The 12685-nt window shown below is 55.5% G+C and carries 12 protein-coding genes; 10 read left to right on the top strand and 2 right to left on the bottom strand.

The window, feature by feature from the left end; all coding sequences use genetic code 11:
* Positions 1–114 precede the first annotated feature (114 nt).
* On the bottom strand, positions 115–1290 hold the full coding sequence (gene ubiF / locus ACOTZP_RS17670) for a 3-demethoxyubiquinol 3-hydroxylase (protein ID WP_271074996.1): 1176 nt from the start codon (positions 1288–1290) through the stop codon (positions 115–117).
* Positions 1291–1425: 135 nt separating this feature from the next.
* Between ubiF and miaB the strand changes: the two genes are divergently transcribed.
* The 10 genes from miaB to rihA all read left to right on the top strand — a co-directional run bounded on the left by miaB (position 1426) and on the right by rihA (position 11676).
* Complete coding sequence (miaB, locus tag ACOTZP_RS17665) at positions 1426–2850, top strand: tRNA (N6-isopentenyl adenosine(37)-C2)-methylthiotransferase MiaB (RefSeq protein WP_003858672.1); 1425 nt, start codon at positions 1426–1428, stop codon at positions 2848–2850.
* Between the two features lie 163 nt (positions 2851–3013).
* Positions 3014–4060 carry a PhoH family protein gene (locus tag ACOTZP_RS17660; RefSeq protein WP_022647440.1) on the top strand — a complete coding sequence of 349 codons (1047 nt, stop codon included), beginning with the start codon at positions 3014–3016 and terminating at the stop codon, positions 4058–4060.
* Complete coding sequence (ybeY, locus tag ACOTZP_RS17655) at positions 4057–4524, top strand: rRNA maturation RNase YbeY (RefSeq protein WP_003858677.1); 468 nt, start codon at positions 4057–4059, stop codon at positions 4522–4524. The genes ACOTZP_RS17660 and ybeY overlap by 4 nt, the downstream gene beginning before the upstream one ends.
* Before the next feature lie 84 nt (positions 4525–4608).
* Positions 4609–5487, top strand: coding sequence for a CNNM family magnesium/cobalt transport protein CorC (gene corC / locus ACOTZP_RS17650; protein ID WP_003858679.1), 879 nt, complete (start codon positions 4609–4611; stop codon positions 5485–5487).
* 5 nt (positions 5488–5492) lie between these two features.
* Positions 5493–7031 carry an apolipoprotein N-acyltransferase gene (gene lnt, locus ACOTZP_RS17645; protein ID WP_126292022.1) on the top strand — a complete coding sequence of 513 codons (1539 nt, stop codon included), beginning with the start codon at positions 5493–5495 and terminating at the stop codon, positions 7029–7031.
* Between the two features lie 383 nt (positions 7032–7414).
* Positions 7415–8320 carry an amino acid ABC transporter substrate-binding protein gene (locus tag ACOTZP_RS17640; protein WP_022647438.1) on the top strand — a complete coding sequence of 302 codons (906 nt, stop codon included), beginning with the start codon at positions 7415–7417 and terminating at the stop codon, positions 8318–8320.
* A 155-nt stretch (positions 8321–8475) separates the two neighbouring features.
* Positions 8476–9216 carry a glutamate/aspartate ABC transporter permease GltJ gene (gene gltJ / locus ACOTZP_RS17635; RefSeq protein WP_015571133.1) on the top strand — a complete coding sequence of 247 codons (741 nt, stop codon included), beginning with the start codon at positions 8476–8478 and terminating at the stop codon, positions 9214–9216.
* Positions 9216–9890 carry a glutamate/aspartate ABC transporter permease GltK gene (gene gltK, locus ACOTZP_RS17630; protein WP_022647437.1) on the top strand — a complete coding sequence of 225 codons (675 nt, stop codon included), beginning with the start codon at positions 9216–9218 and terminating at the stop codon, positions 9888–9890. Before gltJ ends, gltK begins: the two co-directional genes overlap by 1 nt.
* Positions 9890–10615, top strand: a complete 726-nt coding sequence (locus ACOTZP_RS17625; RefSeq protein ID WP_006809622.1) for an amino acid ABC transporter ATP-binding protein — start codon at positions 9890–9892, stop codon at positions 10613–10615. Before gltK ends, ACOTZP_RS17625 begins: the two co-directional genes overlap by 1 nt.
* Before the next feature lie 119 nt (positions 10616–10734).
* Complete coding sequence (rihA, locus tag ACOTZP_RS17620) at positions 10735–11676, top strand: pyrimidine-specific ribonucleoside hydrolase RihA (protein ID WP_058677429.1); 942 nt, start codon at positions 10735–10737, stop codon at positions 11674–11676.
* 500 nt (positions 11677–12176) lie between these two features.
* Here rihA and ACOTZP_RS17615 read toward each other — a convergent pair whose 3' ends face one another.
* Positions 12177–12659, bottom strand: a complete 483-nt coding sequence (locus ACOTZP_RS17615; protein ID WP_032621827.1) for a zinc ribbon-containing protein — start codon at positions 12657–12659, stop codon at positions 12177–12179.
* Between the last annotated feature and the right edge of the window lie 26 nt (positions 12660–12685).

Below are 12685 nucleotides of genomic sequence, written 5' to 3'. Positions count from 1 at the left end.
CCACCGCCGTATGTTCCCCTCACCCTAACCCTCTCCCCGGAGGGGCGAGGGGATTGCTCAGTGCTCGCATTAATTTGTGGGGAACCCTCAGCCCACGGGGAGAGGGAATAAAGATTAGAGTCCGAGGGCGTATTTCAGTGCCTGACGCTTCAGACCACCGGCACGTTCCGCTGCCATCAATCCAATATTGCGCAATATCCGCACCGGACCCACGTCATTGCTGAACCCGGCATAGAACAGATCCATCCCCGACTGCATAATGAAGTTATCCGCCATACGGCGCGTCTGGTAGCGCTTCAGTACCTCATGGCTGGCCCAGGCTTCCGCGTGGGCGCGAGCGTTACCCAGCACATCCAGTAACGCATCGACGTCACGGTATCCCAGGTTAACCCCCTGCCCCGCCAGCGGATGAATGGTGTGCGCCGCGTCTCCCACCAGGACCAGCCCTTCACGGGCATACTGCAACGCATGGCGTCGCATCAGCGGGAATGCGCCAGCGGCAACCGGGGTCACGTTACCCAGACGGCGCGGGAAGTGCTGGCGGATTTCGCGCTGCAACTGTTCCATGGACAGCCCCTGCAACTGTCGAATGCGCGCCGGCTTGTCGTACCACACCAGCGAAGCCCAGTTATCAAACAACGGTAAGAATGCATGCGGGCCGTTCGGCGTAAAATGCTGCCAGGTGCTTTCGCCCGGCGCGTTTTCTGACTGCACGGTGATCAGCATGCAGGACTGGTGATACTGCCAGGCATGGATCCCAATGCCTGCCATCTGCCTGACCTGCGAGTTCGCGCCATCCGCCCCCACCACCAGCTTTACGGCCAGCTCATCGTCGTTATCCAGCGTCAGGAGATATCCACCTTCATGACGATGCAGGGCTTTCAGCGAGTCCGGAACGCGCAGCGTCACCTTCGGGTGCGCCTCCAGCGCCTGCCAGAGCGCCTGCTGGAGCACGTTGTTTTCCACCATATAGCCCAGACGCGGCAGTTTCAGCTCGGCGGCGTCAAACGAGACGTGAGCATTTTCCCACTCCCAGGTTTCAAGACGGCTGTAGGGGTGCGCGCGCATCGCCAGCACCGCCTCCCAGACGCCCAGCCCGCGAAGCAGATCAACAGAGGACGCGCTGATGGCGGAAATACGCACGTCCGGTTGGCTGGCAGGATCGAATACCGGCGGAGCCGCCTGTTCAATAACGGTTACGTCAAATCCCTGCTGCGCCAGCCCCAGCGCCAGTGCGCCGCCGACCATACCGCCGCCAACAACGGCAACTTCGGTGTTCAGGAGTGTCATGGTCACTATTCCTTATTGGAGAATACCTTAAGTTTACCGGATTTTTGCGGCCCTGAGGTTGACAACCTTCATACTGGTCACAACCGCACCAAAGCATTACAATACGCGGCTTGCAATCCTGAGCTGAGCAAGTCGATGACTAAAAAACTCCATATAAAAACCTGGGGCTGTCAGATGAACGAATACGATTCATCTAAGATGGCCGATCTGCTGGATACCACCCACGGATACCAGCTGACTGAAAATGCGAAAGAAGCCGATGTGCTGCTGCTGAACACCTGTTCAATTCGTGAAAAAGCACAGGAAAAAGTCTTTCATGTGTTAGGCCGCTGGAAGCTTCTCAAACGGAAAAATCCGGACCTGATCATTGGCGTGGGTGGCTGCGTCGCATCGCAGGAAGGTAAGCTGATCCGGCAGAGAGCCCCCTATGTGGATATCGTTTTTGGCCCTCAGACCCTGCACCGCCTGCCAGAGATGATTAATCAGGTTCGCGGCAGCCGTAGCCCGGTGGTTGACGTGAGTTTCCCGGAGATCGAGAAATTTGACCGTCTGCCAGAGCCGCGCGCTGATGGCCCGACCGCCTTCGTCTCCATCATGGAAGGCTGCAACAAATACTGTACTTACTGCGTGGTACCTTACACCCGCGGTGAAGAAGTGAGCCGCCCGGCAGACGATATCCTGTTTGAAATCGCGCAGCTTGCCGCGCAGGGCGTACGCGAAGTGAACCTGCTGGGCCAGAACGTGAACGCCTGGCGCGGGGAAAACTACGACGGCACCACTGGCAGCTTTGCTGAACTGCTGCGTCTGGTGGCGGCGATTGACGGCATTGACCGCATTCGCTTTACCACCAGCCATCCGATGGAATTTACCGACGACATTATTGACGTCTATCGCGATACGCCAGAGCTGGTGAGCTTCCTGCACCTGCCGATCCAGTGCGGCTCTGACCGCGTGCTGAACCTGATGGGTCGTCCACATACGGTGCTGGAGTATAAGTCCACCATCCGCAAGCTGCGTGAAGCGCGCCCGGATATCCAGATTAGCTCCGACTTTATCGTCGGCTTCCCTGGCGAAACCGCTGATGACTTCGAGCGCACCATGAAGCTCATCGGCGAGGTGAATTTCGACGTCAGCTACAGCTTCATCTTCTCAGCACGCCCGGGCACCCCAGCGGCCGATATGGTTGACGATGTGCCGGAAGAAGAGAAAAAGCAGCGTCTGTATATTTTGCAGGAGCGTATCAACCAGCAGGCCAACGCCTGGAGCCGTCGAATGCTCGGCACTGTCCAGCGTATTCTGGTGGAAGGCACTTCCCGTAAGAGCATCATGGAACTGTCTGGTCGAACCGAAAATAACCGCGTGGTGAATTTTGAAGGCACCCCGGACATGATTGGTAAGTTTGTGGACGTCGAGATTGTCGAAGTGCTCACGAACTCGCTGCGCGGGAAGGTGGTACGCACTGAGGACGAAATGGGTCTGCGTATTGCACAGACTCCGGAATCCGTTATCTCTCGCACCCGTAAAGTCAACGATTCTGGCGTAGGTATTTACCAGCCCTGATCCCTCTGGCCTGCCTGTCCGGCAGGCCTTGTATTTCCTCTCATCACCCCCAATATCTACCGCAACGCTTGCGCCTTTATTCTATGGCGTGAATAATTTCGGTAATGACCGTTTTATTACGCCGTGTGGCCACAGGTCAGTTAACCAAATAAAGAGGAACAGTTTGAACATAGATACGCGTGAAATTAGCCTTGAGCCCGCAGACAACGCTCGCCTGCTGAGCCTGTGCGGGCCGTTTGATGACAACATCAAACAACTGGAGCGACGTCTGGGTATCGAAATCAATCGTCGCGATAACCATTTCAAACTCACCGGACGCCCAATCTGCGTCAACGCCGCGGCAGATATTCTCCGCAGCCTGTATGTTGATACCGCCCCGATGCGCGGTGAGATCCAGGATATTGAACCTGAACAGATCCACCTGGCCATCAAAGAGGCGCGCGTGCTTGAGCAGAGCGCGGAAAGCGTGCCGGACTATGGCAAAGCCATCAACATCAAAACCAAACGCGGCGTGATTAAGCCTCGTACCCCGAACCAGGCACAGTACATCGCCAACATTCTCGACCATGACATCACCTTTGGCGTGGGTCCGGCGGGTACGGGTAAAACCTATCTGGCCGTTGCTGCTGCGGTCGATGCACTTGAGCGTCAGGAGATCCGCCGTATCCTGCTGACCCGCCCTGCTGTAGAAGCCGGTGAGAAACTCGGCTTCCTGCCGGGCGATTTAAGTCAGAAAGTGGACCCCTACCTGCGCCCGCTGTACGACGCGCTGTTCGAAATGCTCGGCTTCGAGAAAGTTGAAAAGCTCATTGAACGTAACGTGATTGAAGTGGCCCCGCTGGCCTACATGCGTGGGCGTACACTTAACGACGCGTTCATCATTCTGGATGAGAGCCAGAACACCACCATCGAACAAATGAAGATGTTCCTGACGCGTATTGGCTTTAACTCGAAAGCGGTTATCACCGGTGACGTCACCCAGATTGACCTGCCGCGTAACACCAAATCGGGTCTGCGTCACGCCATCGAAGTGCTGGCCGAGGTAGACGAAATCAGCTTCAACTTCTTCCACAGCGAAGACGTGGTACGCCACCCGGTGGTCGCGCGTATCGTTAACGCTTATGAGGCCTGGGAAGAGGCAGATCAGAAGCGCAGGGCCGAGCTGGCCGCAGAACGTAAGCGCGAAGCGCAGGAGCATGAACAGAAATGAGTCAGGTGATCCTCGATTTACAGCTGGCCTGTGAAGATAATTCCGGCATGCCAGAAGAGGCACAGTTTCAGAAATGGCTGGATGCCGTTATCCCCCAGTTTCAGGAAGAATCAGAGGTCACGATTCGCCTGGTGGATGAAGCAGAAAGCCATGAGCTCAACCTGACCTATCGCGGGAAAGATAAGCCGACCAATGTGCTCTCTTTCCCATTCGAAGCCCCTCCGGGCATTGAGATGCCGCTGCTGGGCGATCTGATCATCTGCCGTCAGGTGGTTGAGCAGGAAGCCAAAGAGCAGCAAAAGCCGCTGGAAGCGCACTGGGCACACATGGTGGTGCACGGTAGCCTGCATCTTCTGGGTTACGACCATATTGAAGATGACGAAGCGGAAGAGATGGAATCCCTCGAGACAGAGATAATGCTTGCTCTGGGCTATGAGGATCCGTACATTGCCGAGAAAGAATAGTCAGTCACTGACTACCATGCCGCCGCGCAGGGACATAGCGCGGCGGTTAACGTTGAACTAACAAGAGAACCCTTAACAAACGCCATGAGCGACGACAATTCACACAGTAGCGACACGACAACCACTAAAAAGGGATTTTTCTCCCTCATCCTGAACCAGCTTTTCCACGGCGAACCGAAAAACCGTGACGAACTGCTGGAGCTGATTCGTGATTCCGGGCAGAACGACCTTATCGACGAAGATACGCGCGAAATGCTCGAAGGGGTGATGGACATCGCCGACCAGCGCGTCCGCGACATCATGATCCCCCGCTCGCAGATGATTACCCTGAAACGCAACCAGACGCTGGACGAGTGCCTCGATGTGATTATCGAATCGGCTCACTCACGTTTCCCGGTCATCAGCGAAGACAAAGATCACATCGAAGGGATTTTGATGGCGAAAGATCTGCTGCCGTTTATGCGCAGCGATGCCGAAGCCTTCAGTATGGAAAAAGTGTTACGCCCGGCCGTGGTTGTGCCGGAAAGTAAACGTGTGGATCGGATGCTGAAGGAGTTTCGCTCCCAGCGCTATCACATGGCGATTGTTATTGATGAATTTGGTGGCGTTTCCGGTCTGGTCACAATCGAAGACATCCTTGAGCTGATCGTGGGCGAAATCGAAGATGAGTATGACGAAGAAGAGGATATCGACTTCCGTCAGCTGAGCCGCCACACCTGGACCGTGCGCGCGCTGGCCTCCATTGAAGACTTCAATGACACCTTTGGCACCAGCTTCAGCGATGAAGAAGTGGACACCATTGGTGGTCTGGTGATGCAGGCCTTCGGCCATCTTCCGGCCCGCGGTGAAACCGTTGACATCGATGGTTACCAGTTCAAGGTCGCAATGGCTGACAGCCGACGTATTATTCAGGTTCATGTCAGAATGCCGGACGACTCACCGGTGCCAAAACTGGAAGATTAATGTAAATGGCATTTGCCCCACTCTTTGAACGCCAGCGCGTCCGTTTGCTGCTGGCGCTGTTACTCGGAGCCAGCGGTACGCTGGCTTTTTCTCCTTACGATATCTGGCCAGCCGCTATTCTCTCCCTGATGGGGCTACAGGGTCTTACCCTGAACCGTCGTCCGGTACAGGCCGCGGCCATAGGCTACCTCTGGGGGCTGGGGCTGTTTGGCTCTGGTATCAACTGGGTCTACGTCAGTATCGCGCAATTTGGCGGAATGCCGGGGCCGGTTAACGTCTTCCTGGTTGTGCTGCTCGCCGCCTATCTTTCGCTCTACACTGGCCTGTTCGCCGGTATTCTATCTCGTCTGTGGCCTAAAACGACCTGGCTGCGCGTCGCGATAGCGGCTCCCGTTGTCTGGCAAATCACCGAATTTCTGCGCGGCTGGGTACTGACCGGCTTCCCGTGGTTGCAGTTCGGCTATAGCCAGGTGGACGGCCCGCTGAAAGGTCTGGCTCCCGTCATGGGCGTGGAGGCGATTAACTTCCTGCTCATGGCGGTCAGCGGCCTGCTGGTGCTGGCTCTGGTGACACGTAACTGGAAGCCGCTGGTTGCCGCGTTAATCCTGTTTGCCCTGCCTTTCCCACTGCGTTATATCCAGTGGTTCACGCTGGAGCCCGCGCGCGCCACGCAGGTATCGTTGATACAGGGCGATATCCCGCAGTCATTGAAATGGGATGAGAATCAGCTGCTGAACACGCTGAAAATCTACGCCAATGCCACTGAAAAGGTGATGGGCAAATCGCAGCTCATCATCTGGCCTGAGTCTGCGATCCCGGATCTGGAGATCAATCAGCAGCCCTTCCTGAAGATGATGGACGATCTGCTGCGCGCGCGCGGCAGTACGCTGATTACCGGAATTGTGGATGCGCGTCTCAATCAGCAGAACCGCTATGACACGTACAACACGATCATTACGCTCGGTAAGGACAGCGAATACAGCTATACCTCCACCAATCGTTACAACAAAAATCACCTTGTACCGTTTGGCGAATTTGTTCCGCTGGAGTCTATTCTGCGCCCACTGGCACCGTTCTTTGACCTGCCGATGTCCTCATTCAGCCGGGGCCCTTACGTTCAGCCGCAGCTGCATGCGCACGGTTTTGCCCTGACGGCCGCTATTTGCTACGAGATTATCCTCGGCGAGCAGGTGCGCGATAACTTCCGCCCGGACACCGACTATCTGCTGACCATCTCAAACGATGCGTGGTTCGGTAAATCGATCGGCCCGTGGCAGCACTTCCAGATGGCACGAATGCGTTCTCTGGAGCTGGCACGTCCGCTGTTGCGCAGCACCAATAACGGCATCACCGCCGTGATTGGCCCGCAGGGTGAAATCCAGGCCATGATCCCGCAGTTCACCCGTGAGGTGCTGACCACGAAAGTGACGCCAGCTACGGGCCTGACGCCTTATGCGCGCACCGGGAACTGGCCGCTGTGGATCCTGACCACGCTGTTCGGTTTTGCCGCCGTAGTGATGAGCCTGCGTCAGCGTCGTAGATAACCTGGCCTTCTGTTGCCGGGTGGCGGCTACGCCTTACCCGGCCTACTCTCCGGCGCAGCCGCCACCCGACAATTTCCTCCTAAACTTCAATTCTGGCACGCCTGTTGCTTTGTTTAATTACGCAAACGCTGTCTGGCTTAACGTGCAACCTTGTCGCACCAGCATGGATCTCCGGTAGCACCGAAACGGTGCAACGAGAGATTATTGCCTCTGAATGGTGCGGCGCGCTTCGCAAAAATAAACAATAACGCAGCAAAATCTTTACATTAAGCCAGACTAAATGTTAACAAGCTTGCATAACACTGCACTCGCATTGCGCGAGATATAACAACATCACAATGGGTATCAAAGCGTCACTGGCGCTGATAAGAAAGGAGTTGGGTATGCAATTACGTAAACTGGCCACAGCAATGCTGGTTATGGGAATGTCTGCGGGCATCGTTCACGCTGAAGACGCTCCGGCAGCAGGAAGCACTCTCGACAAGATTGCCAAAAACGGCGTGATCGTGGTCGGCCACCGTGAATCTTCTGTCCCGTTCTCTTACTACGACAACACGCAAAAAGTCGTGGGCTATTCACAGGATTACTCCAACGCCATCGTTGAAGCCGTGAAGAAAAAGCTGAACAAACCTGACCTGCAAGTGAAGCTGATCCCCATCACTTCACAGAACCGTATTCCTCTGCTGCAAAACGGCACATTTGATTTTGAATGTGGCTCAACCACCAACAACCTTGAGCGTCAGAAACAGGCCGCTTTCTCGGACACTATCTTCGTTGTAGGCACCCGCCTGCTGACGAAGAAAGGCGGCGATATCAAAGATTTTGCTGACCTGAAAGGCAAAGCGGTTGTCGTGACCTCCGGTACCACGTCCGAAGTGCTGCTGCACAAGCTGAACGACGAGAAGAAAATGGACATGCGCATCATCAGCGCGAAAGATCACGGCGACTCCTTCCGTACCCTGGAAAGCGGTCGTGCCGTTGCGTTTATGATGGATGACGCTCTGCTGGCAGGCGAGCGCGCCAAGGCGAAGAAACCAGACAACTGGGAAATCGTCGGGACTGCGCAGTCGAAAGAAGCTTACGGCTGTATGCTGCGTAAAGGCGATGAAGGCTTCAAAAAGCTGATCGATGACACCATCGCTCAGGCGCAAACCTCTGGCGAAGCGGCAAAATGGTTCGACAAATGGTTCAAGAACCCAATTCCACCAAAAAACCTGAACATGAACTTTGAACTGTCTGACGACATGAAAGCGCTGTTCAAATCACCAAACGACAAAGCTCTTAACTAACTAGAACGACAGGGGCGGGATCTCCTGCCCTCTCGATTGTCGGGAAGCATGGACAGACTATACGTTGAGTGGTCGTTCCCCACTCAGCGCAAAAATTGAGCTTCTCACCAATCTTCGAGGGTAGCGCTGCTACCCTCTTTTTTCTGGAGTTTACTATGTCAATTGACTGGAACTGGGGCATCTTTCTGCAACAAGCCCCGTTCGGCAACACCACCTATCTCGGCTGGCTGTGGAGCGGCTTTCAGGTTACCGTTGCGTTATCGATAACGGCGTGGATTATCGCGTTTCTTGTCGGTTCGCTGTTCGGTATTCTGCGTACCGTCCCTAACCGTTTTCTCTCTTCGATTGGCACGCTCTATGTGGAACTGTTCCGTAACGTTCCGCTGATCGTGCAGTTCTTTACCTGGTATCTGGTGATCCCGGAACTGCTGCCGGAAGATCTCGGCATGTGGTTCAAGGCCGAGCTGGATCCTAACGTACAATTCTTTGTCTCCTCCATGCTGTGTCTGGGACTGTTCACCGCTGCGCGCGTCTGCGAGCAGGTGCGTGCCGCCATACAGTCACTGCCACGCGGACAAAAGAATGCGGCACTGGCGATGGGCCTGACCCTGCCACAAGCCTACCGTTACGTACTGCTGCCTAACGCTTACCGCGTCATCGTTCCGCCGATGACCTCCGAGATGATGAACCTGGTAAAAAACTCGGCCATCGCCTCAACCATTGGTCTGGTAGATATGGCGGCGCAGGCGGGCAAACTGCTGGATTACTCCGCTCACGCATGGGAATCCTTCACGGCAATCACGCTCGCCTATGTTCTGATTAACGCTTTCATCATGCTGGTGATGAACCTGGTTGAACGCAAAGTACGCCTGCCGGGCAATCTGGGGGGCAAATAATGTACGAATTTGACTGGAGTTCCATTGTTCCCTCCATGCCTTATCTGCTGGATGGCCTGGCGATCACCTTAAAGATTACCGTAATCGCCATTATCGTCGGTATTGTCTGGGGCACCCTGCTGGCAGTGATGCGCCTGTCGAGCTTTAAGCCGCTCGCCTGGTTTGCTACGGCTTACGTTAACGTGTTCCGCTCCATTCCACTGGTCATGGTGCTGTTGTGGTTTTACCTGATTGTTCCCGGCTTTTTACAGAACGTGCTGGGACTGTCGCCGAAAACCGATATCCGCCTGATCTCTGCCATGGTGGCATTCTCCATGTTTGAAGCCGCCTACTACTCCGAGATCATCCGCGCAGGTATTCAGAGTATCTCGCGCGGGCAGTCCAGCGCTGCGCTGGCGCTCGGTATGACGCACTGGCAGTCCATGAAGCTTATTATTCTGCCGCAGGCGTTTCGCGCCATGGTTCCGCTGCTGCTGACGCAGGGCATCGTCCTGTTCCAGGATACCTCCTTGGTCTACGTGCTGAGCCTGGCAGACTTCTTCCGTACCGCCTCCACCATTGGCGAACGTGACGGAACGCAGGTTGAGATGATCCTCTTCGCAGGCGGGGTCTATTTTGTGATTAGTTTAAGCGCATCGCTGTTGGTCAGCTGGCTGAAGAAAAGGACCGTATAATGATTTCCCTGAAAAATGTTTCTAAATGGTATGGGCACTTTCAGGTGCTGACCGACTGCTCAACAGAAGTGAAAAAAGGCGATGTGGTGGTGGTATGTGGCCCGTCCGGCTCCGGTAAGTCGACGCTTATCAAAACCGTTAATGGGCTGGAACCTGTCCAGCAGGGCGAGATTGTCGTTAACGGCACCAAAGTGAATGACCGCAAAACCAACCTTGCCCAGCTTCGCTCCCACGTTGGGATGGTGTTCCAGCATTTTGAGCTGTTCCCTCACCTCTCCATCATTGAGAACCTGACGCTGGCGCAGGTGAAAGTGCTGAAGCGCGACAAAAAAGCGGCGCGTGAAAAGGGACTGAAGTTGCTGGAACGCGTCGGGCTGTCTGCACATGCGGATAAGTTCCCGGCGCAGCTTTCGGGCGGCCAACAGCAGCGCGTGGCAATCGCGCGTGCGCTGTGCATGGATCCGGTGGCGATGCTGTTTGATGAGCCGACGTCCGCGCTCGATCCTGAGATGATCAACGAAGTGCTGGACGTTATGGTGGAACTGGCGCACGAAGGGATGACCATGATGGTGGTGACGCACGAAATGGGCTTCGCCCGTAAAGTGGCCAACCGTGTGATCTTCATGGATGAAGGGAAAATTGTTGAAGACTCACCGAAAGAAGAGTTCTTCGCAAATCCTAAATCTGAACGTGCAAAAGACTTCCTCGCCAAAATCTTGCATTAATCTTTTTAGTGCGCAATCTGTGGATTGCGCACTGCTTCACGCTTTAGATCTCTTTTTCTATTCGGCGTCACATCGCAGCGTTAACCTTGTCACAAATAATGCTAAGAATGGAGAACGCCATGGCACAGCCTATTATTCTCGACTGCGATCCGGGTCATGATGACGCAATCGCACTCGTCCTTGCTCTTGCCTCCCCTGAACTGGACGTAAAAGCTGTCACCTCCTCTGCAGGGAACCAGACGCCGGATAAAACCCTGCGAAACGTGTTGCGCATGTTAACGCTGCTAAAACGCACCGATATTCCGGTCGCAGGTGGCGCCATTAAGCCGCTAATGCGCGAGCTGATCATTGCGGATAACGTTCACGGTGAAAGTGGGCTGGATGGCCCGGCGCTGCCGGAGCCGGGTTTCGCACCACAAAACTGCACTGCCGTCGAGCTCATGGCGAAAGTTCTGCGTGAAAGCGCAGAGCCCGTGACGCTGGTGGCGACCGGCCCGCAGACCAACGTAGCGCTGCTGCTGAACAGCCATCCTGAACTGCACAGCAATATCGCCCGTATCGTCATCATGGGCGGGGCAATGGGGCTGGGGAACTGGACGCCAGCCGCGGAGTTCAACATCTTTGTTGACCCGGAAGCCGCGGAAATCGTCTTCCAGTCGGGCCTGCCGATTGTGATGGCGGGGCTGGACGTTACCCACCGCGCACAAATTATGGCGCAGGACATCGAACGATTTCGTACTGTGGGTAACCCGGTTGCAACAACCGTGGCAGAGCTGCTCGATTTCTTTATGGTGTATCACAAAGCCGAGAAGTGGGGATTCCACGGCGCCCCGCTGCATGACCCATGCACCATCGCCTGGCTACTGAAGCCGGAAATGTTTACCACGGTCGAGCGTTGGGTTGGTGTGGAAACACAGGGGAAATATACCCAGGGAATGACGGTGGTGGACTATTACTCGCTGACGGGAAACAAGCCGAATACCACAGTGATGGTGGATATCGATCGGAAAGCGTTTGTGGATTTGCTGGCGGAGAGGCTGGCTTATTATTCTGCGGCCTGATGCCCTCACCCACAGGGCTGAGGGTTCCCCACAAAATAATGCCTGCACAGACGGCCCCCTCTCCCTTGAGGGAGAGGGCTGGGGTGAGGGGGACATACGGCTCTGGTGGTTATTCCGTTCACTTTATGTTCCTTGCTACTCTGTCACGACATGAGCGGTGAACGTGCCAGGGTGGCTCAGTCGCCACCACCCTGGCGACCCGGGCTTCCGGCGATAAATCGCCGCTTCGCGGTGCCTTCGGCTTATTCCTTCCGGCTTATCGGGGACGGGCGGAGGTAACATCCCTGTAAAGCCCGCCCTCTCGGCGCATCCCTGCGCCTCGCCCCGGCCTACAGGAAACACCTCAGCGATTTACAGCCGGACCGAGGCATCGCTGAAAGCCCTCAGTTATTCTGAGGCAACGTTATCGCTTTTGCTTTCAAATTAGTGGGGATCCCTCAGCCCACAGGGAGAGGGAGCAGACACTAAAAACGGCAACGACGTTGCCGTTTTGCTTTTACCTACGGCTCAAACGGCCGACGCTGGAACTGGTCGTGCCCGCATTTCGGACACAGCGACAGCACCTCCGGCGTATAAACGGCGATATGGTGGTGGCACTTCTCACACACCAGGTTCCCCAGCCCCACCACTTCGCCGCTGTGATAGACACCGTGGTGGTTTAAATCCTGGAACACCTCGCGCCACTCCAGTTGGGTTTTATCGGTAATATCCGCCAGCTCCTGCCACAGGCTCTCTTTAATTACCCGCATAAAAACACTGTCGGCGATTTCGTCCTGGCTCTCTTCATAGCTTCGCGCAAACTCTTCCAGGTCGCGGCGCACGGCGCGCGTCACCTCTTCCACTTCGGTTCGCGATAACTCACCCGTTTGCGTCACGCGTGCGCGTGCCTGTTCGACCAACGCGTCGATATCACGCTCGCCGTTACGCAGCCTTTCCGTCAGAGTCGCTACCAGTTCACGGTAAAATTGAGCAACCTTGTTCATCATTTTGCCTCCCGGGTAAGTAACTG

The sequence above is a fragment of the Enterobacter cloacae complex sp. SYL001 genome (genome assembly GCF_049237025.1).
GTDB lineage: Bacteria > Pseudomonadota > Gammaproteobacteria > Enterobacterales > Enterobacteriaceae > Enterobacter > Enterobacter intestinihominis.
Note: the sequence above shows the minus strand (reverse complement) of the source record. Positions and strands in the feature narration are given on the sequence as shown.

Coding starts and splice junctions, on each gene's coding strand:
- ACOTZP_RS17640 (WP_022647438.1), top strand. CDS start 7,415: ATGCAATTACGTAAACTGGCCACAGCAATGCTGGTTATGGGAATGTCT.
- ubiF (WP_271074996.1), bottom strand. CDS start 1,290: ATGACACTCCTGAACACCGAAGTTGCCGTTGTTGGCGGCGGTATGGTC.
- lnt (WP_126292022.1), top strand. CDS start 5,493: ATGGCATTTGCCCCACTCTTTGAACGCCAGCGCGTCCGTTTGCTGCTG.
- gltJ (WP_015571133.1), top strand. CDS start 8,476: ATGTCAATTGACTGGAACTGGGGCATCTTTCTGCAACAAGCCCCGTTC.
- miaB (WP_003858672.1), top strand. CDS start 1,426: ATGACTAAAAAACTCCATATAAAAACCTGGGGCTGTCAGATGAACGAA.
- gltK (WP_022647437.1), top strand. CDS start 9,216: ATGTACGAATTTGACTGGAGTTCCATTGTTCCCTCCATGCCTTATCTG.
- rihA (WP_058677429.1), top strand. CDS start 10,735: ATGGCACAGCCTATTATTCTCGACTGCGATCCGGGTCATGATGACGCA.
- ACOTZP_RS17625 (WP_006809622.1), top strand. CDS start 9,890: ATGATTTCCCTGAAAAATGTTTCTAAATGGTATGGGCACTTTCAGGTG.
- corC (WP_003858679.1), top strand. CDS start 4,609: ATGAGCGACGACAATTCACACAGTAGCGACACGACAACCACTAAAAAG.
- ACOTZP_RS17615 (WP_032621827.1), bottom strand. CDS start 12,659: ATGAACAAGGTTGCTCAATTTTACCGTGAACTGGTAGCGACTCTGACG.
- ybeY (WP_003858677.1), top strand. CDS start 4,057: ATGAGTCAGGTGATCCTCGATTTACAGCTGGCCTGTGAAGATAATTCC.